Origin of the sequence: Bombella saccharophila (genome assembly GCF_026385475.1) — a bacterium.
In the GTDB taxonomy this organism is placed as follows: domain Bacteria; phylum Pseudomonadota; class Alphaproteobacteria; order Acetobacterales; family Acetobacteraceae; genus Bombella; species Bombella saccharophila.
On the sequence record NZ_JANIDW010000003.1, the window covers coordinates 325,453 to 350,387 of the forward strand.

Below are 24,935 nucleotides of genomic sequence, written 5' to 3' on the forward strand. Positions count from 1 at the left end.
TATCTCCCCATATTGTGCAAATATTAACATCTAGAGGTGGCCATTAGGTCCCTATAAAATAAAACTGTTTTGATCCGGATTGGGATGGAATAGCGCGATGAAGTCGGTTCTTGATGCCTTGCTAAAGCGGTTCATCTATTTTGGGAGCTTGAGCGTCACTTATAGCGATGGAACGAGGCAGCATTATCAAGGGAAGCAGCCTGGACATGAATCCGCTATCCGTATTTTATCAGCCGCGGCAGAACGTGCTTTAGCCTTGAAGCCAGCTTTGGCTTTCGGGGAAGAATATATGAACGGGACGGTCGTCCCCGATGGATGTTCTCTTGAGGATGTGTTGTGGACACTTATCCCTAATGTCGAGCGTGGCGGGCTATTAAGTGAGGATATTAGTGGTAAATTGCGGTATGTTAGCCGCGTTTTGCGCCCTCTTAATTCGCTAAAACGCTCCCGCACCAATGTAGCGCATCATTACGATCTTAATGGCAGCTTATATGAGCTGTTTTTGGATAAAGACCGGCAATATTCCTGCGCTTATTTCGAGCATGATGACATGTCGCTGGATGACGCACAAATTGCTAAGAAGCGTCATATCGCCGCAAAATTGAAGCTCGATCATGCCGGGCTGGAGGTCTTAGATATTGGCTGCGGTTGGGGTGGGATGGCCCTTACGCTTGCGCGTGATTATGGTGTGAAGGTAACGGGCATTACCCTCTCAGTCGAGCAACTGCAAGTAGCGCGGCAACGGGCGAAAGATGAAGGGCTAGAGGGCTTGGTCTCTTTCGAGCTGCTGGATTATCGGACGCTGAATAGGCAGTTTGATCGTATCGTCTCCGTGGGGATGTTCGAGCATGTGGGGGTACGGCAGTACGAGAGCTTCTTCAACCATATCAAGCGGTTATTACGACCAGAAGGTGTTGCGGTTATTCATTCCATCGGGCGGATGGATGGGCCGGGTATGACCAATCCGTGGATTACGAAATATATCTTCCCCGGTGGTTATTCTCCCGCTTTAAGCGAGACGCTTGCCGCGTTGGAGCAGACAGGCTTGTGGCTGACAGATTGTGAGGTCTGGCGGTTGCACTATGCGAAAACACTCGCTCATTGGCGTGTGCGCTTCGAGGCGAATAAGGATAAAGTGCGAGCCTTATATGATGAGCGTTTTGTGCGGATGTTCGAGCTTTATTTGCTCGCCAGTGAGCTTGCTTTCCGCATCCAAGGCCATATGAACTTTCAACTTCAAATCACACGGGATATTGAAGCCGTGCCTCTTACGCGGGATTATATGTTTGCAGCCGAGCAAGCCCAGCGAGCAAAGGACGAGGCTTAAGCGCGTACCCTCCGTTTAGGAGGGGCCTTGTTGCTGGCGTAAATGGCAATGGGCGAGTGTGTCAAACTCAGCAATGGTGAGGGTTTCGGCCCGGCGTGTTGGGTCGATGCCTGCTTCTTCTAGCAAGATGCTCCCTTTGATGGGTTTAAGAGCCGCCCGTAGCATTTTGCGCCGTTGGCCGAAGGCGGCAGCCGTTACTTGCTCCATGGCTTTAAAAAGGGCGGGTGCGGGCTGCTCAGCATGGGGGATGATGAGGGCCACAGCAGAATGAACCTTTGGTGGGGGGGAGAAGGCCCCCGGCGGCAATGTCAGCGCGATGGAACATTCTGCGCACCATTGGGCGAGTACGGCTAACCGCCCATAAGCGGCACTGCCCGGCGCGGCGCAAATGCGCTCTGCGACCTCTTTTTGGAACATCAAGACCATGCGCGACCATTGCGCGGCTTGGCGTAGCCAATTTACTAAAAGGGGTGTGGCGACATTATAGGGTAAGTTAGCGATAATTTGCCGTGGTGCGGGGGTAAGCTGGGTAGCATCTAGCTTTAGGGCATCTTGCCGGACAATATGTAGCTGCTCAGGATAATGGGCCTGTAGCTCTTCAAGGAGAGGCCAAGCGCGGCGGTCAATCTCTACAGCATGAACACTCTGTGCGTTGGAGTCTAGCAATGCACGGGTCAGCCCGCCGGGGCCGGGGCCTACCTCTATAATATGCGTTTTGGCGAGATTACCCCCCAAAGCGGCAATACGCATACAAAGGGTTGGGTCGAGCAAAAAATGTTGCCCTAGCGCTTTAAGAGCATCCAACCCATGATGGCGGATGCTCTCGCGTAAGGAAGGGAGCGCGGTTGGTACTGCCATCAAGGGGTGAGAACAGTTTTAGCCGCCGGGCGGATTTTGATGATGGCTGTCCGGCGTAATGCGCGTTGGAGCTGCTGGGAGGCTTGTTCAACACGCTCATTCATCAACTGGTCCGCAATTTGACCAGGAGTTTGCTGGGCTAAGTTGCGTTGCTCGCGGGAGCAGACCATGAGCAAGGCAATGCCATCTGGGGCGATGAGGGGGCGGGATGTATGACCTGTGGCGATTTTATCGACAACGGCCTTCATCTGGGGGGCGAGACGCTCCTCAACTTGCAAACCTGGGTTACTGGGGCGGCTATTGCCCAGTGAGGTGTTGAGTGCCTCCATCTCCTCACATGTTTTGATGGTTTGTGATTCATGAATCGCTTTTTGTAGAGCGAGTTTTTGCTGGTCGGTGGGGTTGGAAGGGTCCAGTTGGGTGCTGAAGGGGAAGAAAGCCTGCCTCATATTGAGGATTGTGCCCATCTGCTTACCAATTGTCCGGCGTGCAAGGACGGTGACAATCTCATAGCCCCCCGGTACCTTAATAGGGTTGGAGATAGCATTTTCCGGCATTTTCTGGACGATAGGGAGGACTTCTGGCTCGATATTATCTTCCTGCATCCAACCGCGAGAGCCACCTTGTAGGGCGGATTGGTCCTGGGAGAATTGCGCTGCTACAATCGCAAATGGAGCCCCATTACGTAATTGGTTGATGATGGTTTGGGTAAAGGCCAGCTCTGTAGCGTCATGGCGAGGGTCATTTACAGGGACGAAGATCTCGCTGATGAGATATTGCGGGCGTCCGGCCTCGCGTTGTAGGGCTTCCTCACGCTGGGTGATTTGCAGTGGTGTAACGCGGCTGCGAGCCCCTAGCTCTTCACGCAGCACTTGCATCCATCCAATTTGAACGCGGATTTGGTCGATTAAGGTCGTAAGCGATACGCCATCAGCTTTAAGCCGGTTGCGAAGGGCGTTTTCTGGCATGCCATTGCGTGTCTCAATGGTGCGGATGGCTTCAGCAATTTGTTCCGGCTCGACATTGATATGCCGGCGGAGGATTTCTTGCATTTTCAGCCGCTCGTTAATGAGCTGTTGGATGAGCTGCCCGCGTAAGCGTTCCATCACATCGGGGTTGGGAGCAAGGCCAGTGGAGATAACAAAAAGGCGTGCCCGGTCCTCAATATCGCGTTGGGTGAGGATTTCCCCATTCACGATAGCAATAATTTGGTCTTCCGTGGCGAGTGTGGGGGATACGGCGTCTTGATGCGAAGGTGCAGCTTGTATGTGCGACTTTGCACTGGCCTGACTACCAGTTAGAGCGGTTGCAGAGGTAAGAAGAGAGAGTAAAACAAAACGCGAAAAACGAGAGTAAAAAGCCATAACGAAGTTAGTTTCCGAAGGTACCAAGAGAATTGAACGTGACGCTGAAGCCAACGGTCACATTAGGACGCCGCCCGCCGATATAGGTGTTTTGACGTGATGCGTAAATATTAAGGGTGAGACAGTCGTTAGAATAGCCGACTGTGCCCCCATTGGCCACAAATTGCTTACGGGCAATGCTGCGCCGGGTATAGTAGGCAAAGGAATATTCTCTCCACCGCCCGGTGACACCACCGCTAAGTTCGCTAACTTTGCCAAGGAAGGGGTTATTAACGCGAGAATGCTCCATGCGGCTCGTGCGCGGGGTGTAGTAATAGTAATAGGCTGTTCTGGGTTCATAAACATAGCCAGCCATAACGCGGAAGATGGGCAAGCCAGCAGAGACGAGCCCCTCACCATAGTCAAAATGCTTGCTATAGGGATTAAAGCGCCCACGTGCCGTTACGTCAAAATAACGTGAAGGGGTCATTTGAATACGACCGACAGGGTCGGAGAAGGTGTGATTGACGCCAGAATACATCATATAAGCTGGCCCCCCACGGGTGGGATGCTGGATAAAGCTTTCCCCAATTAACATATCGATAGAGCGGCCATTCCAGCTCCAATTCTGATGTAAGCCAACATTGGCGCGTAAGCCACCATCAAGCCTGTCTGTTCCCATGTAACGGTTGAGGGAGAAAAGGGTCGCATCGGTAAATTCGTAAGCGAAGCTATCCTCATTAGGTAATTGCCGATGTAGGGCACTACCTGTATTGGGGGCGGCAATGAGCTGCACAATAGGCTCAAAAATTTGCGTAGCATGGCCTTTAGCAAAGCTGCGGAGGAAAGGCCAGTTCATCTTTAATGCAAGGGTTGGTTGGACTTGCCCACTCACATGCGAGCCGGATTCCTCATAGAGAGGTTGTTCGTGCATACGTGTGGCATGATACACCATAGAATCAACACGGGCGGTTAGAACCCATTGCTGGCCCCAGTTATTGGTCCAAGGGCGGTCCCATTGGAGGGCGAGTTCCCCACGTTGGTCATTTGCACCGCGATCGCGTAGAATGACAAAATCGGTCGTATGGACTGTAAGACGCCCTCCAAGGGCATCTGGCTCTCCCTGGAAGTCGTACGTAAAGCGTGGAAGAGAATAAGGGAGTTCTTTATTATTAATAATACCTTGGTTAAGGCCTTGATAAATCTGCGTATCCAACCGCAGATAGGAGCCAACACCAAATCCTTCTAAATAGGCATTGGTATTGAGTGTGTCATTACCATAACCTGGGACGCTGTAATCGCGCATATAGTTAGCAGCTGTAGCGCGATTGGCATTAAACCCAACCCGCCAATGTGGCGAGAGGTTGAATTCCCCCTGGCTGGAAATATAGGCTTGGGCCCCATGTTCTTTCCCGCCATAGCTGCGCTCACCAAAGGCGTTATAGAATGGCTCGTTACGTAATGAATCGTAGGCTACACTACCGGTGAAATTTAAATAACCATTATTGAGTCGATTACGATAATTGGCTGTTAATTGTGGCCCAGATTTTGTGCCTATGAGGGGTGTAAAGGTAGCGTCCTGATGGCCATCAATCACCCAGTAGTAAGGTACACTGAGTACCGTACCAAGATAATGGTCATGAGGTCTAACATCAAAATTGAGCAACCCGCTATGGCGGTCCGAACTTGGATCGGTGATTGGTAAATATGGGAAATAAAAGACCGGGAAGCCTAGGATCCGTAACCATGCGTGGTTGAATTCAAGATTTTGGTTATCTTTATCCTGTGTAACATTGCGTGCAGTGAGGGACCAGATGGGTTGACGCTCAGGGTGCTGCGCACAAACAGGACAAGCTGTATAAACAGCGTTGGAAAAATCCGTTATTCGCCCATTACTACGTCGCATCCCACTGCTGGACATTTTGACGTTGCCTTGCATACGTGCATAAGAGGCGGAGCTGACATCATCTTTCATCCCGTGGGAGAATTCTGCGCGGTCTGTATAGGCGATGGTGCCATCAGGTTGAGTAAGGGCGACGTGATGAAGTGCCGTGATCGTGCCAGCCGCACGGTCATAAATGACTTTATCGGCACGGAGGGCTTGGCCACCTTGCCAAATACGGACATTGCCTTGCAGGACGAATAAACCGGTTTTATCGTAACTTTCATGGTCTGCTAGGTAGGTAACAGGCTCAGAGTTCGATACGCCCCCATTAGAGGAGAGGGCAGGTTGTTTCCCCGCAGGGAGGGGGTGGGCATTAGGTGGTGCCGTCCTCTTGCTAGGGGAGGCCGAGGCAGGAGATGTCCCTTCTTGAGAGGGCGGTTGTGTTGAATAAGGAGCTGGGGTTGCTAGAGCGGGAGCAACGTGGAGTATTGCCCCTAATGCACTCCCTGCAAGAGCTTGGCTAAGCAGTGACCGGGGCTTTCCAACACGTCGTGGCGCGGTACGCAACAGCCCAGCACGTAATGGAAAGTCAACAGACAGTGGCATCAGCCATCCTCCAAATGCAACAACAAGGCCGCAGCGAGACACAATCCTATACCTGCTGGAGCCCAAGCAGCAGGTAACGGGGGTAATGCTCCAGACTTCCCCAATTGTTCGGCGATTTTAGAAACCGCAAACAAGGCAAAACCAGCTGTTACACCAATGCCGAGCATTCGCGCAATGCCACCACGCCCTGCCGGACGCATGGAAAAACCGGCCGCAACGAGCACCATAGTAACTGCAAGCATAGGAAGGGCTAAAAGCCCCTGGAAGTGGAGTTGATAGGGTATCGTAGAAAAACCGGAATGATGCAACAATTTAATGATATGAGGCAGGGCCCAAAGCGAGAGTGTATCGGCAGGGATAGCCCGCCGATTGAGGGTTTCTGGTGTAAAATCAGACGGTAAAGTAAGGTCATGCGGTGTATGAGGCATGCGCGTATTAGAGAGGGTAAGCGCGTTATGGACTCTCCAATACCCATGGGAGAGGGTGCCCTCTGGGGCTTCAATCCGCTCTAAAAGATTCATAGCGCGGTCTAGTCGGAAGATGGTTAACTGTTGCGCTATCAACACAGTATCTTGTTGGTGGAGTGTCCCGATATGGAAGATAATATCCCCCCCAAGGCCGGGAATATTATCGCTACTGCGAAGCCATAAATCGGTAAAGAGCGTGCGTGGCTGGGGGTTAGGGCCTTGTAGCCACTGGGCCTCTAATGCGACAGCATGGCGGTAGCTTGCGGAGGATAGAGGCGACAAAGCAGCACTCATAAAGGCCCCCAAAAGGGCTGCACACAAGCTCGGGCTGAGGAGAAGTTGCCATACGGAGAGGCCAGCGGCACGGGTCACCACAAGCTCGGAGGAGCGCGCCAGGCGAGAGAAGCAGATCATCCCACCCAATAAAACGGCAAAGGGAAGGATGTAGAGGCTGTAATAAGGGATGTGAAGTGCGGCGATGTGTAGAACAGGTTGTATGCCTGCCTCGGGGTGGGCCGCGGCGCGGCGGAGGAGGTCGATAAAATCAAAGAGGGAAATGAGTCCGGTGAGGGCGCATAGGGTCAGTATTGTGGTGAGGGTAAATGCCCGCCCTACATAACGGGCTAATGTGGTGGAAAAACCAGTATGAACCATAAAATGCCCTACCTAGCCATGGAGGTGGATGGGGTTTTATGGCGTATACTCGCCCATAAGAGGCTTCCCCCGCCCATGAGGCTAGGGAGCAGAACCTCAGCCCATAAAAGAGGCACAAAAGCAGGATTTCCCTCTGCAAGATGTTTTAGGATGAGGGAGAGAATCATCAATAACACCACAATGAGGACAGCGAGCGTGGGGCGAAGGAATGTCGCATGACGGCTGAAGCGGCTTTGTAAGACGCAGAGGAGGGCTATCATAGCATAAGAGAGGCAAGCGAGCGGGTTTGTCAGGCGCGTCCAACCCTCAATGAGCAATTTATTACGGTTATGGCGGGAGAGATTACCTTGTGGGGAAAAGAGAGCCGAGAGGGGAAGCTCTGCGACATCAGGGGCAAAGGTTTGATGATGAGCAGACCCAATATCGACTGTTTCGAGCTGGAAATAAAGTGTGCTGATCTGGCCTGTATGGCGGTTTAGCGTATGGCGAGACCCATTATGAAGGACCAAGCGTAAAAGGTCGCCTTGTGGTGTGGTCAGGCCATCTTCAGCGAGAATAGTGACGGGATAAGCGGGGTTACGGTCATCCTCAATCATAATGCCGCCAAAGCTATCATCGCTGCGGCGTTCATGGATATATACGGTCATCCCCTTACTTACGGGGGTAAAGACGCCTTCCTCCAGCAAGAAAGCTGCTGCGCGATTGCGGATTTCTAGCTCATAGCGGTGGAAGTGATGATAAGCGATCGGTGCGGCCCAAAGGCTAAGCCCGTACCCGGTGAGGCAGGCCAGCCCCGCCCCAATTAGTCCCGGCCGGGCGAGGCGGAGGGGGGAGAGGCCCATAGCCTGCAAGACGGTGAGTTCCCGGTCCCCTGCGAGCCGATGGTAGAACCATAAGGTGATAAGAAATGTCGTGACGGGGAGAATGACACTGATGAAGGAAGGCACCATTAGGAGGGTGAGATGCAAAAAGGCGAGTAGGGAAAGCCCATGTTGCACCACCATACCGATAAAATGGAGCGATTGTGTTAGCCAGATTAAAGCTGTGGCCCCGCCCGTGAGGGCAATAAGCCCCATGAGGAGATGATGGAGGATGTAGCGGTCCAACAACGCTAAGGATGTAACATGGCGAAATAGGGGGGGTGGAGTGTGCTGTAGGGCCATGTTTTAGGCAGGGCGCGGGGCCGCAGCACGTTTAAGCCTATCCTGTAAAGCACGGCCTAACCCATCATGCGGCAGGGGGGCCACAGCGATGGCCGTGAGGTTATGGCGTGCAGCAGAACGATCTATCTGCCGTAAGGCTGCAAAGAGACGGTGAGCAGCTTCTTCCACATTACCTTCTAGGCTGAGATTGACGTTAAGAGCTGGGACGGCTCCCGTGGCTATACAGTTGCCAAAGGTAAGAAAGGCCTCACCCGGGAAGAGATGTGTCGCATTTAGGCGGACTGGTAAAGAGGGGGCATAATGGGACGCCGCTTGCCCCGGCGCGTTGGGCTGGCTGTGCGCGCTCATATGGTCCGCTACGTTAATTGGGCCACAAAGGCCCTCCAACGCTTCTAAGGTGATGCCACCGGGACGGCGGAGGATGGGTTGTGTGCCGGTAAGGTCCAACACGGTGCTTTCTACCCCTACAGCGCAAGGGCCAGTATCCAAAACAGCATCAATCTGGCCATCCAGCTCTTCCAAAACATGCGATGCTTGGGAAGGGCTCACTCTACCAGAGCGATTGGCAGAGGGTGCAGCGATGGGCTGCCCAACATGCTGGAGTAGCTCCTCCACCGCACGGCCTTTAGGAACACGAATGGCTAGAGTCTTTAATCCCGCTGTGGCAGCAGGGCAGATGCGGCTTTCTGCATGGCGGGGGAGGATGAGGGTTAGCGGGCCGGGCCAGAAGGCTTTGGCGAGTGAGCGAGCCATTTCATAAAGAGGGGCTGTCTCATCAATCTCTGCAAATGCGGCATCAGCAGTGGCAAAATGGCAGATAAGCGGGTTAGAGCTTGGCCTGCCCTTGGCTTGAAAGATGCGTTCCACCGTATGAGGGGAGGTCGCAAGCCCACCCAGCCCATAGACGGTCTCCGTCCCGAAGGCGACAAGCCCCCCTTGTTGTAACAAGCGGGCAGCACGGCGGATGCCGTCATAATCATGGTCGAGCCGTTCTGTCGTGTGGGAGGGTGCGTGAGGCATAGGCATAATATGTGGTACCAAGATGTAAGAAAGGGCGGGGATTAATGTGGGGTATAGCCTGTACAGAAGAAGGGTGGGTTCAACCATCCTTTCTTCCCATAACGGAGGGGTTGGCCTGTTTCATCCAATAAATGACCGCCCGCAGCTTCTAAAATCGCGTGCGGGGCAGCGGTGTCCCATTCCATCGTAGGGCCAAACCGGGGGTAGAAATCCGCTTTCCCCTCGGCAATATGGATGATTTTTGCCGCAGAGCCTAACCGTGTGATGCAGTGAATGTGACGGCCATCCGACCATTTCCGCAATAGGTCTTCTGATGTGTGGTGGGAGGAGGCCATAACGCGTAAGCCTTCTTTCCCCACTGGGGCCGTCCTGATGGGGTGGCGTTGCTTTCCAATAAGTTGAAAAGCCCCTAAGCCTCTGCCCCCACCGTAAATCCCATATTGAGCAGGCAGGGCAACCGCCCCAAGAATGGGCTGATGGTCGCGAATCAACCCGATATTGATGGTAAAATCATGGCCCCCAGCGGCAAATCCGCGCGTGCCATCTAGCGGGTCTATCAACCAATAGCTGTTGCCTGGTTGGATATGGATGCCTGCTGCATGTTCTTCTTCAGCAATAGCGGGGATGGTGGGGCAGGCATCCCGCAATCGTTTGAGAATATGCGCCTCGGAGGCTTTATCAGCCTCTGTTACAGGGGAGGAATCCTCTTTTATGTCTGTCTGAAAGCCACGTGCGCGGACATCACGCACAATCGCGGCGGCTTCGCTAATCACTTCTAGGGCGAGGTTTAAAAGGTCACAATCTTGCGGGACAGGGGCGGAGGAAGCGTTCATGTGGGTGATAGTAACGTATTATTGGTCATTCGTCACTTCTCCTCTTCTCTGATATAAGGGGGGAACAAAGGCCTTTCTCCTGATTTATGCAGGGCGTGGGGGGCTAGTTTTCAAAGATAATGATGTAGGGCCATGATGTTTGATATTTCCTTCACTACAGAGCGCCAAGGGCAGGATAAAGCCGGTCTTTCTGCGTTGTTATTGTGCCATGGGGCAGAGTTTACCAAGGGCGCGTTATTTCAGCATTATGATAAGATGTTAGGCGGGGCTTTAGCGCGGGCGGCCTCTTTGCGGGCATTTGCGGGGAAGGTGGGGGAGAGTGTTAGCCTCATCGCCCCAGAAGACTCGATAGCGCAATTCCATCTCATCGGTTGTGCCCCGTGTGATGATGAGCCTCAAACAACAGCGCAGGCGATGCAGTTGGCAGGCGGCAATGCGCTGCGTCTTTTAGCCCATAGTAAAATTAAAGCGGATAAGGCCAGCTTGTTGGTCGAGGCGGAGCAAGCCCCTCTTGCTGCGGAGCTTGCTTTAGGAGCCCGTTTGGGGGGCTATCGGTTTGACCGTTACAAAACAGTGAGCCAAAAATCGCAAAGCCTTAAGGTACTTCACATCGTTGTGCCCTCCACAGGGGCGATAAAGGAGCTTGAGGCACGTTGGGCCGAGCTGGAAGGCTTAGGGGACAGTGTGTTCCTTACGCGTGACCTCGTTAATGAGCCTGCAAATCGTTTAACGCCGGCTGTGTTTAAGGACCGGATTCAGGAGCTCTCCGCCCTTGGTTTGGAGATTGAAGTGCTGGACCGCGCGCAGATGGAAGCCCTCGGCTTTGGGGCTTTGCTGGGTGTAGCACAAGGCAGTGAGCAACCGCCCTTTACGGTGATTATGCGCTATCAGGGGGCCGCTAAAGCAGAGACGGCACCGCTGGCTTTTATCGGTAAGGGCGTGACATTTGATTCTGGCGGTATTTCCATCAAGCCCGCAGCGGGGATGGATGAGATGAAGATGGATATGGGCGGGGCTGCTGCCGTTGTGGGTGTGATGAGCGCATTAGCCCGCCGTAAGGCCGCAGTGAATGCCATTGGGGTTGTTGGGCTGGTGGAGAATATGCTCTCCGGTGCGGCGCAACGTCCGGGTGATATTGTTAAAAGCCATAGTGGCCAGACCATTGAGGTGTTGAACACGGATGCAGAAGGCCGCCTTGTTTTAGCAGACCTCCTCTCTTATACGCGCCAAACTTATAAGCCTGCGCTGATGGTGAATCTCGCGACCCTAACCGGGGCCATCGTTGTAGCGTTGGGGAATGATATTGCCGGCTTATTTAGCAATAACGACCAGCTTGCTCAGGCTTTAACAAAAGCAGGGGATGAAACAGGAGAGGCTTTATGGCGTATGCCGATGGGGCCTGCTTATAACCGGCGTATTGATTCCGACATTGCCGATATGAAGAATATCGGTGGCCGGCCGGGTAGCTCTAGCTTGGCAGCGGAGTTCCTCAAACGCTTTGTCGGTGAGACTCCTTGGGCGCATCTGGATATTGCCGGTACGGCATGGGCTGAAAAAGCAACAGCCTTAACCCCTAAGGGGGCGAGCGGCTTTGGGGTGCGTCTGTTGGACCGTTTTGTTCAGCTTTACAGCGATACAGCGTCATAAGGTAAGGGACGCGTTATGGAGCATCAGGCGGAGGGGATGGGTGAGAGCGCACCGTCAGAGCGTGCGATGGTCGGGTTCTACCACCTTACCCGCACCACTTTGGAGGAAGCCTTACCCGCTTTGTTGGAGCGCACCTTAGAGAGCGGGGCGCGGGCGGTTGTGCGCTGTGAGGATGCCGCTCAGGTTAAGGCCTTGGATGAAGTGTTATGGAAAGTCCCTCCCTTGATGTGGCTCCCGCATGGTTATGCAAAAACAGGCCAGGCACATCGCCAACCCATCTGGCTTACAGAGTCTGACGAGCGACCGAATGAAGGGACGTTCCTTTTTCGGCTCAACGGGGCGTGGGATGGCGATTTGGTGGGTTTTCAACGTGTGTTCGACCTCTTTGATGGGCGTGATGAGCAAGCGGTTCAGCAAGCACGCCAGCGGTGGAAAAGCCTGAAACAAGCCGGTTACGGCATGACCTATTGGCAGCAGCAGGCCAAAGGTTGGGCGAAGAAGGGGTAGAATAGTCTATGCCGTTTCATGATCCCTTTTTGCTCTGCTTGCTGGCATTATTAGCCCTATTGCTTTGTGGTGATGGGGCTGTGCGCGTGTTTGTCCGTGGGTTATGGCGGTCTGTTCCTGTTGTTACATGGCGGCAAGGGGGCTGCCATATGGCGGGGTTCCTCATGGCCTTTGCCGCTTTAGGGCTGGTTGGGCATGCGGGGGCTGCAGCGTGTTTGGTGGCTCTAGCCCTGCTCTTTTTTGGCGGCGGGGCGGCTTTTCGCCCTATATGGGGGGTACCTGCGTTATTAGGGTATGGCCTCTCTCCAACCGGGCTAGGCGGACTGGGGTTGATGGCCTTGTGCCTTTGGGCGGCAGGCCAAGCGCAGATGAGCCGGGTAGGGCAGGTTGTAGCGATAGTGCTGCTTATAGGGTTGGGTCATGGGGGGGCATCAGCCCATCCATTATTATGGCTGGGTGGGAGCGTTGCCCTCGTAGCGATAGGCCTTTTAGTAGAGTTAGGGCGCGATTGGGAGGTTTTGTTACGCTCTTGTCGTTTGCTGCGGCCGTTAATGCTTTTAGGTCTTATGGAAATCTCCCGCCAGCAAGGCCTATCAATAGGGGTAGAAACAGCATTTTGCGCCTTACTATTGGATGTAACTTGCCAAACTATCGCGGCTATTTGGCCATTTGCTGTGTGTTTGAGCATCCCCGCCCCACCCTTGCCGGGCTTTGTTGTTGGGTGGATGGGGTTGCATACCGCATTGGGTTTGAGCGGAGGAACCGAAGGCTGGGCTGTGATAGGGTGTATTCTAGCCATTATGGTGATGGGCTTATCATTAGGGGATGGGATGGTTAGCCTCCGTGAGGCTGCCTCTATCCAACCATGTAAGCGGGTGGAATGGGGGATAGGCCTCATCATAGCGGCTCTTTTACCGTCCCTATGTGGGTTTGTGACGCAATGGATGCCCGGTGCAGCAGGTCATAGAGGGGCGTGGTTTTATCGCCTCCCCGGTGGAGATGGGAGCATGATAGCCCTCCCTCTTTTCTGGCTGGTAGTATTTGTGGTGTGGTGGGGCCTCTCACGCGGGCGTGTTAAGACGTGGCAGTCGCGTATTAGGATGGACGTGTTAGCAGTGGGTATGCAGGCTACCCCGCTGCGTTTACGGCCTATAAGACGATTATTAGTACGTGGGCAGCAACAGCTACGTCTGCTTCACAGCGGTGGTGCAGCGTTTTTATCCGCTTTGCCGTTGCGTGACCCTGGCGCGGCGTTCTGGCTGGTCTTTTTGGGAGGTGTGCTGGTTGTGTTGGGGTTAACCCAATGAAGAATGCCATGATGCCATACCTCATAGAGGGCGTGCGCCTAGGGTTAGAGCTTGCGAGCCAAAGTGTGGTGTTGCTTGTTTTAATACCCTTTATGGTATGGGTGACGGAGGATCTACCTGCTCTTCTGATAGGGCGTGCAGTAGCCCCATTGGGTAGTCGTTATCGGCGTTTCGGGCATTTTGGGCGGGAGATTTTACGGCACGGTATTGATGTAGAAAGCGGGTTGATGCTGACGCTTGCCCTTTTAGCCCTGCTTATTTTAGCGGGGATGTCCTTTTTTACACCGTCCTGTTTAGGGCTGGTAGGGGCATGGCTTGCAGACCCGCTTTTGGTGGGGAGCCTCATTTTAACAGGGGCTTTATGGGCTGTGCCTGCTTATTTTGGGCAAGTAGTGCGGTGTTGGTTTGTTCTGTGTTTGATGGAATCTTTCCTCGTCCTTGCCGCACCGGGCGTGACGGGTTTTTTGGGGGTGCATCATCTCCTTATTGCCGCCCCCGGCTCTAGTTTGGCAGGGACAGCTTTATGCTGCGCTGTGGCATTGGCTCTCCTCACCCCTGTGCCGCGCCGTGAGGTTCTGGCTGCTGAGATGATAGAGCAGGCTTGGCCGCCTAGCCGTGCAGAGCGTGACCAAAAACAGAGGATTTTAGAGCTTTATCGCCTAGGCTGGGTGCTGCTTGTGGGGGATAGTCTTTTACCGGTGCTATTCGGGCTGGAAGGGCTGGGAAGTGTGGCTGGTTTTATAGGGCGGTTTATGGGCGGGGTGGTGCTCATCCTTATAGGACGCTTTACAAGGGTGGATCGTTACAGGCGTTTTGTTGCGTTGCTCCTAGGTTTAGCTGGATTGATGGCTTTGGCTGGGAGATTTGCCGTATGATGACGGGCTTTGCCTGCGCTTTAGTGCTGGTCCTGATGTCCTTAGGGCGGGATGGCCGCTGGTTACCGCTTTATGGCATTGTTTGTGCGGTACTTGCGGGGACATCAGGGACGAGTTGGGTGGCAGTCTTATGTGTTCTTGTTTTGCCTATTGCTAATTTATTGCTGTGGGGGGTGGTACGGCATTTTACAGTTGGGCAAGGTCGTGTTGCTGCACGGGGGCGTGATGTGCTGCCGGTGGTCATGACGTTGTTATTACAATTTGTACTGGCTTTTTTTGGGGCAGGGTTGGGCTTGGTCCCTACATTTGGCATCGGGTTGGTCCTAGCCGGGTTATGTGCGGCGGTATGTGGGGAGGCTCTGTCCCAATTTTGTGGATTAGTGATGGCCGTGGATGGGCTGTTGGTTCTAGCGAGTATTTTGCCATCTTGGGGTGTGTTTGTGATGGGTTTAGCCCTATGGGGTGTGTTGGTGTTTTTGGCTTTGGTTTTGTTGCCGCGTTTAGCGTGGTGGCGTGTGGAGGATGATTAATGGCCCTTGTCGCTACAGCGTTTGCGCCGGGCTTATTCGCCTCGCCTATTTTACTGGGGCTATTTTGTTGGCCTTTTTTGGTAGTGTGGGTTCTCTGGGCTGCAAAACGACCAGAGGAAGCCGGGGCGATGGCGTGGCTTGGCGTGGGGTTGAGTATGCTGGCTTTGCTAGGGTGCTCCTCCCATATAAGTTGGGGGCAAGCGGTTTGTCTGGGGCTTGAATCCTGCATAGCTGTCATCATTTTGGCTGGGCGTAAGGGAGAGGCTCGCCTTCTTGATGAAAAGAATAAAACGTCTTTTCGTAATGCTAGAGAGTTCTACATCCCATTTTTGGTGACGGGCTGTATTTTTATGGCTCTGCTGTTACGTCCGCCCTTAGCTGCGTTGTTTTTTGATGCTGCTGGGACGGTCTTATTGGCATGGTGGGATGGGCGTGCCACAAGGCGTGCTATGCCTGCGTGGGAGGTTGTCCGCTTACGGTTAAGTGGTGTGGTGCTAGCCAGTGTAGGGTTAGTCGTTATGCGTGGGGGGAGTATATTCGCCACGACGGGAAGTGCCATGCAGGTTGGACAAGTCATGGCGCTAACGGGGCTGTGTATGATGGCTGGGCTAGGTACTATGGTCTCTAGCCGGGCAGAGTTGGCTTTGTTGGATGCTGGGTTACGCTTTATCCCGCTCTTTTTGCTGCCTTTAGTGGTGGTTACCCCACTGGCACGGTCTTTAATGGTTCTTGCTGGGCTTTTAGCCCTTGGGAGTGTGGCTGTAAGCAGGCGGGGGCGTGTCTCTTTATTATCATGGATGATCGGCTTTGGTGTGCTGGCTGTCGGGACAGGGCAGATGGTGGTGCTTTTATTGCTCTATAGTGCAGTCTTATTAGCGGCATCTTTGCGTGTGGCGTGCGAGAGGGTATCCGTTACCAGTGTAGGGGCAGGGCATAACAAGCTGCCTCCCGGAGGGTTAGCGGTCTTACCGATGCAAATGGCCTTGCCACTCCTTATGGTGGTGTTAGTGGTGCTGGCATCTTTGTTAAGGCCCTTTGCTTTAGGTGGGCTGTTTTTGTGCCTATTGGCAGGATTGTGGGGGTTGGAGCTGGAGACCTTGCCACGGACTTTAATAGTCGTATGGCGGTGGGGTGATATTCTTATAAAAGGGCTTTTATTGCTTTTAGGAGCGTTAGCATTATTGGGGGTTGTTTTATTAGCCACAGGTCTCATCCCAGAGCCTGTCCCCTTTACCATGAAAGGGCCCGTATGATGGTAGAAGCCCCCATCTTGGAGGGAGGGGAACGGGTAGGGCTGTTCCATTACTGTGTATCCGCGTCAGGCTGGTTACATTTCCTCCAACAAAATGAACGTAGAGTGGCTTTATTGGCCTTTTGGGCCGATGAGGCTTGGGCAACAGCTTTGTTCCTATGTGCGGGGGAGCAACCTTTGCTGGTGAGTACGGCTATAGAGCAGGGGCATTATCAAGCTGTGTCGCCTTATTTTCCCGCAGCACAATGGGGCGAGCGCATGGCGCGGGATTTATGGGGGGTGGAAGCATGGTCCGCTCGGGATGATAGCCCTGCCCTTGATGATGGTAGTTGGTTTTTGACAACACCATTAGCCACGCACCCATTGCCTGTAGCTGATGGGGGAGGGCAGCCGTTGCCTGCGTGTCGGATGGAGCCATCACAGACGCAAGTGCCGGGTTTGTTGGCGATTGATTATGCTCTCTCTGAAGGTGTGATGCAGCAAATAGAGGTGCAGATTGCTGCTGGGCATCGCGGTGTGCTCTCCCGTTTGATAGGTTTGAGCCCTCAAGAAGCATTGCCGCTGATAAGCCGCATCACTGCAAGTGGGTTTGTGTCACACCCTTTGGCCTTTGTAAGGGCGTTAGAGCAAGCAGAAGGCCGTCGCCCTAACCCGCAAGAGCGGGATAGACGTCTTATTCTGCTGGAGGTGGAGCGCATCGGGGCACATCTTTTTGACCTCCGGCAAATAGCGCATTCTGTTGGAGGTGGGTTGATCGCAAGCTTATGCGATCATGCGCGGGAAGCTCTTGCTGCATTATGTGAGGAATATGGTCTGTCCCGACGTTTGACCGATAGTATCGTGCTAGAGCGAGCGTCTGAAGAGACAGGAATTTTACCTTTTGTACAGGCCTTATTATTGATGGTGCGCCCCCGCCTTATGCAGATCAAACAGGTCATGGGTGTATTGGATAACCGGCTGAAAAATAGTGCTATCATCCCTACTGGGCTGGCATGGGAGTACGCTTTGGGCGGGGTGGTTGGCCGGGCTAGTGGGCGGTATGTGGATTTCCGCCTGATGGATGAAGGTATGCGCGTGCAGGCTTTAGGTGGTGCGAGGCGGCATGAAGGTGATGCCTGGGCACGGTATCGCCAGCGCATTGTAGAATGTGAGGAATCGCTTCGTATTATGGAGCAGATTGTCGCATCATTTGGGCAAGATAGTGGGGGGGAGGTTATCCCGCGCACAGATGAAGGGCTTGGCGTTGCGGAGGGTGCGTATGGGGACGTATGGTACCATCTTCAGCTTGAAGCAGGGCGTATTACAAAGATACAGATACGCGACCCCGTTTTGCCCCTTCTGGCTGTTTTGGGAACAGTGCTGGAAGGACAACCGCCAGAAGAGGTGGAGGTGATGTTAACGTCTCTTGGTATTTCGCCCGCTGGTGCTGCGTTGTGATGGGGTTGATGGGGCTACCGGTTGTGGGGGGGCAATAATTTTTAAGAGGGTTGGTGCGCTTGTAATGCGCAGTGGCGTTACCCCGCGAAAATCTCCATCACTTTGGGCAGGGATGGGACTGGTGTGATCACAGATAATTGTCTCTCCGGTAAGGATGGTAAAAGCGGGGTTGGAGGAAGGGCGTCGTTTAAGCCGCATCATGATCATCTGCCAGATGATAAGCAACGGGTTAAGCCGGTGGAGGAGCAAAACAGAAAATGCGGGTTGGTGATGGAGATTATGGTGGAAGAGCGCAAATGGTCCCCCATAAAGCCGCCCTTTGGAAATGATGCTTAAAACAGTGCGATGAGAGATGCCATCGACACGTGTTTTAAAAGGCGGAAGGGGGCGGGAGAGGGCAAGCTGTAAGGCTGCAATAACATAAGCTACGCGCCCTGTGTGTTTTTTGAGCATCGGTGAGAGATTTTGGACAATCCACCCATCTAGCCCAACCCCTGCCATTTGGAGAAATAAGGTTGGGGTTGTTTGTTCAGCCGTTGTGATTTGACCAGGCCAAACAGTTCGTCTCGTGCCACGGGCGAGGAGGGCTGCATTTTCAGCATCATCAAAGGGAATATGAAGCTCCCGCGCTAAGACATTAGCCGAGCCAATTGGCCAGAGCGCAAGAGCGCAAGGAGCCTTCATCATCGCTTGGGCAATTTCGGCAATGGTGCCATCGCCGCCGCCAGCAATGATGATATCTGGTGTATTGCGGGCAAGATAGCTTCGGACAATCTCGGTACTATGTCCTTGGCGGCGGGTGAGTTCCACCTGCACGTCACATCCTATATGCTCAAGCTGTTGAACAAAATTGGTGAGTCTTTGTTCCGTATAATGACCAGCAGTTGGATTGACCACCAGTAGGAGATGACGGCCGGCTGATTGACTCATGAGCGGGGACTTCCTTTGGGGACGAGATAATTGAGTGTATAAGGGGAGTCTACACGTTGTTTTGCAGGAGAGCGAATATAGAATGGAATTGGCACCTTTGACGATGGTCCTCGCTTTCTTGGATGTACAAAAATGGCGGCCTCATGCCAAACAACGTAGTGGACGGTCTATCCGGCTCTTTACTTTGGAAACAGGCAGTTGTGAAGGCTGTGCAAGGGAGTTGATCACTCTGGGAGGCAGTGCCTATCCGCTGGAGGGGAGTGGCTTTGAGCGCGTACAACACCCTCAAGATGCTGATTGGTTGCTCGTAACAGGGGCAGTGACGCGCTCTAGCGCGGGGGGATTAGCCAGCGCGTGGGAGGCTATGCCCCCCGGGCGCAGCCTGATTGCTATAGGGGATTGCGCTTATAATGGCGGGCTGTGGGGAAGTAACTATACAACGCTAGGTGGGATTGCTGCCCTTAGCCGTGTATATAGCACTATCCCCGGTTGCCCGCCTTCACCAGAGGCTATTCTTCACGCCTTGGTGGAATTAGCAGAGGGCGGGTCATCCTCTACAGTCTCCCATGAATCCTCTGCCTCGCGGCGTAGCCGCCAATAAGAACGGCGTGAGAGAGGGATCATAATAAGGTAAAGTATGCCCGCAGCGGCTAAGGCCCCCCAGGGCTCTGCGATCAGAATGGCTGCATAAGCGCCCGTGCCGACCAGCATAGGCAGAATATAGCGGGAGGGGACCTTGAAGTTCTTAAACGACCAAATAGGCAAGGTCGAGACAAGGAGGAACGCCGTTACAATCAAGCAGGTAGCGGCCAACCACGGGGAGTGAGCAAAACGAGCAACCCCCTCTAAGTGGTTGCGATGGGCTTCTAACCCCAAAAAGACGGGGAAAAGAGCAAGTCCCGCCCCGGCAGGGGCCGGCACACCGGAGAAGAAGTTAGCGGCATATTCCGGCGCGGTATCATCATCCAAAGCAGAATTAAACCGTGCAAGGCGTAAGGCCATGCATACGGTGAATAAAATGAAAGGGATGAAGGAGAGCCGCTCTGTCGCAGGTAAGGCCCATAGCATGAGGATAAAGGGCGGGACGACACCAAAACACACAAAGTCCGAAAGGCTATCAAACTCCGCCCCAAAACGGGATGTCCCTTTTAAGAGGCGGGCAATGCGGCCATCTAGCCCATCCATACAAGCGGCGATGAGCAAAGCCGCTGCTGCGTGGGTGAAGTGCCCCGTCATGGAGAACTTAATCGCGCTTAGCCCCGCGCAGAGGCCGAGCATGGTAAGGATGTTCGGCACTAGGCGATTGAAGGAACGGCCATGAACACGGCGGCGTTTGCGCCGGTAACGGCGGACCATGATTTTACCAGATGTAGGTTTTTGCATGGCGAACTCGTTAGAGCCGTGCGATGATGGTTTCACCACCAATCATCGTCTGCCCTTCTAAGACTTCAGGGGTGATGCCGGGGGGAAGGTAGATATCCGTGCGGGAGCCAAAGCGGATGAGACCGAAAAGCTCGCCCGCTTTTACGCGCTCACCTTCTTGCACATTACAGAGGATACGCCGTGCGATGAGGCCAGCAATTTGGACAACGGCAAGCTGACGGCCATCATCAAGTGTAATACGCAGCTCGTTCCGCTCATTATGCTCGGAGGCTTTATCTAAGCTGGCATTGAGGAACCGGCCTGCATGATAGGCAATTTTAGAGACAGTCCCGCTAACGGGCATACGATTTACATGGACATCTAAGACAGAGAGGAAGGTAGAAACCCGCCATACGGGGGCATTGCCCATCTCCAAAGCAGCTGGAGGTGCAACAAGAGAAACGCCCGTTACGCGACCATCAGCACTAGAGAGGACGAGATTATCCCCCTGTGGGGATGTTCTGCGTGGGTTGCGGAAGAAATAGAGGCAGAAGCCCGTAAAGGCGAATCCGGCCGTGCCTACCGCACGGGTGAGACGCCACGGTGTCAGCCGCCCGAGAATGGCTGTCAGCAGGCCCGCTGTCAGGAATGGAGTAGCCGCACGGTGGGGCGGCGCAAGAACGAGTTTGAATGATTTGATGAGTGACATATCATTACTCATACGTCACCTATCGGGTGGGTCAAGTCTTTCTATGAGGTACGCTGCATAAAACAATGGTGGAGCGGGTGTTGTCACCTAGGGAGGCGACATCCATTTTAAGGGCTGATGGTTTTGGAGAGGTAAGGGCCTTATGACGGTAGAGATTAAGCCGCTTTGCGCGTTTAAAGATAATTATGTGTGGTGTGTGCGTCAGAGTGCGACCATGCCTTGGGTGGTGATTGACCCTGGCGAGGCGGCCCCTGTGATGACCTTGTTGGGAGAGCAGCCTCCCGCTGCCATTTTACTAACGCATCATCATAATGATCATATCGGTGGGGTGGCGGTATTGCGGGAGCGTTATCATGCGCCCATTTATGGCCCTGCTGATATTGCCGAGATTGATCATCCCTTAAAGGGTGGGGAGAAGCTCTCATTAGCGGGGCTGAGCTTCCATGTTTTTGCAACGCCGGGGCATACGCTGGATCATCTTTGTTATGAGCTAGAAGGGGAGCATCCTGCCCTTTTTAGTGGGGATACGCTCTTTAGCGGGGGGAGTGGTCGCCTCTTTGAGGGCACAGCCGAGCAGCTTTTTAAAAGCTTTCGGCAGTTTGATGCCCTCCCTGATGAGACCATGTTATGCCCCGGTCATGAATATACGCAGGGTAATTTAAAGTTCATCGCCTCTCTTGGGCAGGATAGCCCTGCCTTTCAGGCGCGTGTGGCGGAGGTTGCCCGTCTGCGCGAGGCTGGGCGGCCATCTGTCCCAGTAACGTTAGGGGTAGAGCGGCAGACAAACCCTTTCCTTACCGCTCCATCGGTAGAGGCCTTAGCGCAGTTACGACAGCAGAAGGACCAATTCTAACAAAAGGGGTTAGGCGGTGGTGATGTCGAGCCCAATATCAAGGGCGGTGACGCTATGGGTCAACCAGCCGAGGGAGAGACAATCCACCCCGCTTTCTGCCATGCTACGGGCTGTAGCTGGTGTAATCCCGCCGGAAGCCTCGGTAATAGCGCGGCCTTGGACCATACGCACAGCCTCGCGCAGCATGTCCGGTGTCATATTATCCAGCAAATACGCATCCGGCCCATAAGGGCATGCAAGGGCCTCGGCCAGTTGAGCGAGGGAGTCGACCTCTAATTCAATCTTCATGAGATGCCCAGCCCGTTGGCGTGCTGCTTTTAGGGCTGCGGGAATGGTGCTGCCAAAAAGGGCAAGGTGATTATCTTTGAGCATAATCGCATCATCAAGCCTATGGCGGTGATTGCTCCCCCCACCAGCGCGGACGGCATATTTTTGCAAAGCGCGTAAGCCGGGGAGTGTTTTGCGTGTGCAGCATACCCGCACGCCTGTACCCTCAACGGCTTCGACAATCTGCCCTGTCATGGTTGCAATGCCACTAAGGTGAGAGAGGAGGTTAAGGGCGACGCGCTCACCCCCTAGCACGGCACTAGCAGGGCCTTCTACCTCGGCAAGGACATCGCCTTTTGCAATGTGGTCACCGTCTTGCTTGAGCGGGGTGAAGCGTGTGTCCTTATCTAGCAAGGAGAAGGCCAAGCGGGCACCGGGGAGACCGGCTAATCGTCCTGCTTGCCGAGCAACAAAGCTGGCCCGTAAGGATGGTTGTCCGGCAAGGAGTGATTGGGTCGTTACATCGCCTCCCGTGCCGAAATCCTCCCGTAGGGCGGTGGTGATGACAGGTTCCCAAAGGAGGTCGGGCAGAAAGAGAGTTTCAAGAGCCATGAGGAAATCCGTTTTATAAGGGGAGGTCGTGTAAGTGCCAGTCATAATGGCGGGCAGGTTGGAGGCCGGGGGCATCATCACGCCAATGCGCGCCGCGTTGCTCTAGGCGGTGCAAAGCCCCCCACGCGATGAAAGAGGCTGTAAGGGCACATAGATTATGCCGTGCAAGAGGGAGGGTCCGCTCTAAGAGCTGCTCTATCCCCGTACGGGTGCGGAGGATACCAAGATGGTGCTGCATCTCCACCCGCAAAGGCCAATCCGTTGAGGCGGTAGGGCAGGGTGGTGCGGCCATGATGGTAGGGGACGCATCCGCTACACACGCATTGACATCCTGCCCTGCCCATTGCCCGCATAAGAGAGCCTCGAGCAATGAATTGCTGGCGAGCCTATTGGCCCCATGTAGCCCCGTGCAGGCCACTTCCCCACAGGCCCAGAGGCCGGGAAGCGTGGTCCGGCCTTTATGATCCACCTTTAGCCCGCCCATGTGATAATGCATGGCTGGTTGAACAGGCAGCATTTGGTTATCAGGGTCGTATCCTGCGGCGTGACATGCCTGCGTAATAGCGGGGAAGTGCGCACTAAAGGCCCCGCCCGGTAGGGTGCGGCCATCCAAAAACACGCGGTGGCCTTGCTGGAGCTGTGCAGCGATAGCACGGCTAACAACATCGCGCGGGGCGAGTTCTTCTGTAAAGCGGGAACCATCCTCCAAACGCAGTACGGCTCCCGCCCCGCGTGCGGCTTCGCTAATGAGGGCGAGGCGGTGCGTGGGTTCTGCTGCGATAAGAGCGGTGGGGTGGAATTGCGTAAACTCCATATCCCGTAATGTGGCCCCTGCCTGAGCGGCAAGAGCGAGTGTAATGCCACGATTTGCTAATGGGCTGGTGGTATGTTGATACAACCCACCGCAACCACCGCTGGCTAAAATACACCGGCCTGTTGGGATAAACCCGGCGGAACTCCATACCCCTTGGAGGCTGCCATCAGGTGCGTAAAACCCTTCTAGCGTGCCTTCAAGCCAATGGATGGTCTCTTTTTTGCGGGCGGCTTGGAGTGTGTGATGCAACATCACGTGCCCGCTACGGTCGCCCCCAGCAAAGACAATTCGCTTACGGCTATGGGCGGCCTCTAAATGCAGGGCGAGTTGACCTGCCTCATCACGTGCGAGGGGGACATCAAGGCGGAGCAGCGTTTCAACAGCGTGCGGCCCGGCCTCGGTGATGCGCTGGACCATGGCGGGGTCACATAAGCCCGCCCCGGCTTTGAGTGTATCTGCGGCATGGAGGGCGGGGCTATCCTCTGGGCCAATAGCGGCGGCCATGCCTCCTTGGGCAAGGGTGCTGGCTGTGCCTTCCCCTGTGAAGCTGGGGGCGAGGATGAGGCATGGCTCCTCAAGCTCCAACGCGGCCATAAGCCCCGCCAGACCGGCCCCGATGATGATGGGCCAGTCAGCATAGCGGGAGAGGCTATCTCCCTGCATGGGACGTGCCCTCACTTAATGGCCAACATGCGCTCGACTGAACGGCGCGCCGGGGCTTGGAGGTCGGCTGGGATGGTGACTTCTGTGCTCATGGTCTCTAGGGCCTGACGAATATTTTTGAGCGTGATGCGCTTCATATGCGGGCAGAGATTACAGGGGCGGATGAAGTTGGTTTGTGGGTGCATCGCAGCGAGATTATCGCTCATCGAACATTCGGTGATGAGCATGACCTTTTCGGGCTTATGTTGGGCGATATAGTCCATCATGCTGGCAGTGGAGCCTGCATGATCGGCCTCAGCCACAACATCGGGGGAACATTCTGGATGGGCGATGATATGGAGCGGGCCATGCATACGCCGATATTGGCGGATTTCCTGCGGGGTGAAACGCTCATGCACCTCACAACGGGCGGACCATGTATGCATCTTAATGCCCGTCTCCCGCTCGATGTTCCGTGCGAGGAACTCATCGGGAATCATGATGACTTCTGGCACGCCGAGGCTCTCCACAACACGCCGCGCATTGCCAGAGGTACAGCAAACATCCGTCTCAGCCTTTACTGCGGCGGAGCTATTTACATAGGTTACAACGGGCACACCGGGGTGACGCTCCCGCAAGGTGCGGACATTTTCTGCCGTGATGCCTTCAGCTAAGGAGCACCCCGCCAAAGCATCGGGGATGAGGACGGTTTTTGTAGGGTTCAACAGCTTGACCGTCTCAGCCATGAAGTGAACACCAGCCATGATGATGACATCTTGCTCCAGATTTTGGGCTTCACGAGCAAGGGCTAAGCTATCCCCACGAATATCGGACACGCAGTGAAAGATTTCCGGCGTTTGATAATTATGAGCGAGAATGACCGCATTATGTTTGCGTTTGAGCTCTAAGATCGCCTCAATATCCTCGGCAAAGAGCCGTTCCCAGTCCTGCCGCGCCATAAGAGAGGCCACAGGGCTGTATAACGCCGCACGAGAGGGAGACGTAGCAACGGCCTGCATCATGGAGAGGTCCTTA

Annotated in this window: 23 protein-coding genes; 10 read left to right on the forward strand and 13 right to left on the reverse strand. The window is 54.3% G+C overall.

All coding sequences use genetic code 11. The features are described 5' to 3' along the window. The first annotated feature begins 97 nt into the window (after nucleotides 1-97). Complete coding sequence (locus tag NQF64_RS07605; RefSeq protein ID WP_266106971.1) at nucleotides 98-1,327, forward strand: class I SAM-dependent methyltransferase; 1,230 nt, start codon at nucleotides 98-100, stop codon at nucleotides 1,325-1,327. A gap of 15 nt (nucleotides 1,328-1,342) precedes the next feature. On the opposite strand, the gene rsmA is transcribed toward NQF64_RS07605, so the two are convergent. From rsmA to NQF64_RS07640, 7 genes are read right to left on the reverse strand one after another with little or no spacing between them, the layout of a single operon-like run. Beyond that, nucleotides 1,343-2,185, reverse strand: a complete 843-nt coding sequence (rsmA, locus tag NQF64_RS07610; protein WP_266106972.1) for a 16S rRNA (adenine(1518)-N(6)/adenine(1519)-N(6))-dimethyltransferase RsmA — start codon at nucleotides 2,183-2,185, stop codon at nucleotides 1,343-1,345. Next, nucleotides 2,185-3,549: a peptidylprolyl isomerase gene (locus tag NQF64_RS07615; RefSeq protein WP_099026782.1), complete on the reverse strand. Its 1,365-nt coding sequence runs from the start codon at nucleotides 3,547-3,549 to the stop codon at nucleotides 2,185-2,187. The genes rsmA and NQF64_RS07615 overlap by 1 nt, the downstream gene beginning before the upstream one ends. A gap of 7 nt (nucleotides 3,550-3,556) precedes the next feature. Next, the gene (gene lptD / locus NQF64_RS07620; RefSeq protein WP_266106973.1) at nucleotides 3,557-6,019 is read right to left on the reverse strand and encodes an LPS assembly protein LptD; all 2,463 of its coding nucleotides are present in this window, start codon (nucleotides 6,017-6,019) and stop codon (nucleotides 3,557-3,559) included. After that, on the reverse strand, nucleotides 6,019-7,140 hold the full coding sequence (gene lptG / locus NQF64_RS07625) for an LPS export ABC transporter permease LptG (RefSeq protein ID WP_099026780.1): 1,122 nt from the start codon (nucleotides 7,138-7,140) through the stop codon (nucleotides 6,019-6,021). Before lptG ends, lptD begins: the two co-directional genes overlap by 1 nt. 8 nt (nucleotides 7,141-7,148) lie before the next feature. Beyond that, nucleotides 7,149-8,303 carry an LptF/LptG family permease gene (locus tag NQF64_RS07630; RefSeq protein ID WP_266106974.1) on the reverse strand — a complete coding sequence of 385 codons (1,155 nt, stop codon included), beginning with the start codon at nucleotides 8,301-8,303 and terminating at the stop codon, nucleotides 7,149-7,151. A gap of 3 nt (nucleotides 8,304-8,306) precedes the next feature. Then, complete coding sequence (locus tag NQF64_RS07635; RefSeq protein WP_266106975.1) at nucleotides 8,307-9,329, reverse strand: L-threonylcarbamoyladenylate synthase; 1,023 nt, start codon at nucleotides 9,327-9,329, stop codon at nucleotides 8,307-8,309. A 35-nt stretch (nucleotides 9,330-9,364) separates the two neighbouring features. Next, the gene (locus NQF64_RS07640) at nucleotides 9,365-10,156 is read right to left on the reverse strand and encodes a 3'(2'),5'-bisphosphate nucleotidase CysQ family protein (protein WP_266106976.1); all 792 of its coding nucleotides are present in this window, start codon (nucleotides 10,154-10,156) and stop codon (nucleotides 9,365-9,367) included. 135 nt (nucleotides 10,157-10,291) lie between these two features. Between NQF64_RS07640 and NQF64_RS07645 the strand changes: the two genes are divergently transcribed. The 7 genes from NQF64_RS07645 to NQF64_RS07675 are packed head-to-tail and all read left to right on the forward strand — an operon-like array spanning nucleotide 10,292 to nucleotide 17,711. Then, nucleotides 10,292-11,803: a leucyl aminopeptidase gene (locus NQF64_RS07645; protein ID WP_266107017.1), complete on the forward strand. Its 1,512-nt coding sequence runs from the start codon at nucleotides 10,292-10,294 to the stop codon at nucleotides 11,801-11,803. A gap of 15 nt (nucleotides 11,804-11,818) precedes the next feature. After that, nucleotides 11,819-12,310: a DNA polymerase III subunit chi gene (locus NQF64_RS07650; protein WP_230880634.1), complete on the forward strand. Its 492-nt coding sequence runs from the start codon at nucleotides 11,819-11,821 to the stop codon at nucleotides 12,308-12,310. A gap of 8 nt (nucleotides 12,311-12,318) precedes the next feature. Beyond that, nucleotides 12,319-13,617, forward strand: a complete 1,299-nt coding sequence (locus tag NQF64_RS07655) for a hypothetical protein (protein ID WP_266106977.1) — start codon at nucleotides 12,319-12,321, stop codon at nucleotides 13,615-13,617. Nucleotides 13,618-13,625: 8 nt separating this feature from the next. After that, nucleotides 13,626-14,492, forward strand: a complete 867-nt coding sequence (locus NQF64_RS07660; protein WP_266106978.1) for a hypothetical protein — start codon at nucleotides 13,626-13,628, stop codon at nucleotides 14,490-14,492. Next, nucleotides 14,489-15,022 (forward strand): hypothetical protein, encoded by a 534-nt coding sequence (locus tag NQF64_RS07665; RefSeq protein ID WP_099026775.1) that lies wholly within the window; start codon nucleotides 14,489-14,491, stop codon nucleotides 15,020-15,022. Before NQF64_RS07660 ends, NQF64_RS07665 begins: the two co-directional genes overlap by 4 nt. After that, on the forward strand, nucleotides 15,022-16,275 hold the full coding sequence (locus NQF64_RS07670; RefSeq protein WP_266106979.1) for a hypothetical protein: 1,254 nt from the start codon (nucleotides 15,022-15,024) through the stop codon (nucleotides 16,273-16,275). Before NQF64_RS07665 ends, NQF64_RS07670 begins: the two co-directional genes overlap by 1 nt. Beyond that, entirely contained in the window at nucleotides 16,272-17,711 is a 1,440-nt protein-coding gene (locus NQF64_RS07675) for an NADH-quinone oxidoreductase subunit D-related protein (RefSeq protein ID WP_266106980.1), read from the forward strand. Before NQF64_RS07670 ends, NQF64_RS07675 begins: the two co-directional genes overlap by 4 nt. On the opposite strand, the gene NQF64_RS07680 is transcribed toward NQF64_RS07675, so the two are convergent. After that, nucleotides 17,670-18,641 carry a diacylglycerol/lipid kinase family protein gene (locus NQF64_RS07680; RefSeq protein WP_266106981.1) on the reverse strand — a complete coding sequence of 324 codons (972 nt, stop codon included), beginning with the start codon at nucleotides 18,639-18,641 and terminating at the stop codon, nucleotides 17,670-17,672. The two genes, NQF64_RS07675 and NQF64_RS07680, sit on opposite strands and share 42 nt — an antisense overlap. Before the next feature lie 82 nt (nucleotides 18,642-18,723). On the opposite strand from NQF64_RS07680, the gene NQF64_RS07685 reads away from it, so the two are divergent. After that, nucleotides 18,724-19,242 (forward strand): NADH-quinone oxidoreductase subunit B family protein, encoded by a 519-nt coding sequence (locus NQF64_RS07685; RefSeq protein ID WP_266106982.1) that lies wholly within the window; start codon nucleotides 18,724-18,726, stop codon nucleotides 19,240-19,242. Here NQF64_RS07685 and NQF64_RS07690 read toward each other — a convergent pair. After that, nucleotides 19,158-20,063 carry a CDP-alcohol phosphatidyltransferase family protein gene (locus tag NQF64_RS07690; protein ID WP_407651832.1) on the reverse strand — a complete coding sequence of 302 codons (906 nt, stop codon included), beginning with the start codon at nucleotides 20,061-20,063 and terminating at the stop codon, nucleotides 19,158-19,160. The two genes, NQF64_RS07685 and NQF64_RS07690, sit on opposite strands and share 85 nt — an antisense overlap. Then, the gene (locus NQF64_RS07695; RefSeq protein WP_266107019.1) at nucleotides 20,035-20,712 is read right to left on the reverse strand and encodes a phosphatidylserine decarboxylase; all 678 of its coding nucleotides are present in this window, start codon (nucleotides 20,710-20,712) and stop codon (nucleotides 20,035-20,037) included. The genes NQF64_RS07690 and NQF64_RS07695 overlap by 29 nt, the downstream gene beginning before the upstream one ends. Nucleotides 20,713-20,854: 142 nt before the next feature. On the opposite strand from NQF64_RS07695, the gene gloB reads away from it, so the two are divergent. Further along, complete coding sequence (gloB, locus tag NQF64_RS07700; RefSeq protein ID WP_155573587.1) at nucleotides 20,855-21,565, forward strand: hydroxyacylglutathione hydrolase; 711 nt, start codon at nucleotides 20,855-20,857, stop codon at nucleotides 21,563-21,565. Between the two features lie 9 nt (nucleotides 21,566-21,574). Here gloB and nadC read toward each other — a convergent pair whose 3' ends face one another. The 3 genes from nadC to nadA are packed head-to-tail and all read right to left on the reverse strand — an operon-like array spanning nucleotide 21,575 to nucleotide 24,919. Next, complete coding sequence (nadC, locus tag NQF64_RS07705; protein WP_155573586.1) at nucleotides 21,575-22,444, reverse strand: carboxylating nicotinate-nucleotide diphosphorylase; 870 nt, start codon at nucleotides 22,442-22,444, stop codon at nucleotides 21,575-21,577. Between the two features lie 13 nt (nucleotides 22,445-22,457). Next, on the reverse strand, nucleotides 22,458-23,921 hold the full coding sequence (locus NQF64_RS07710; protein WP_266106983.1) for an L-aspartate oxidase: 1,464 nt from the start codon (nucleotides 23,919-23,921) through the stop codon (nucleotides 22,458-22,460). Between the two features lie 11 nt (nucleotides 23,922-23,932). Then, a complete protein-coding gene (gene nadA, locus NQF64_RS07715) occupies nucleotides 23,933-24,919 on the reverse strand; it encodes a quinolinate synthase NadA (protein WP_099027029.1) in 987 nt (328 codons plus the stop codon). Nucleotides 24,920-24,935 lie beyond the last annotated feature (16 nt).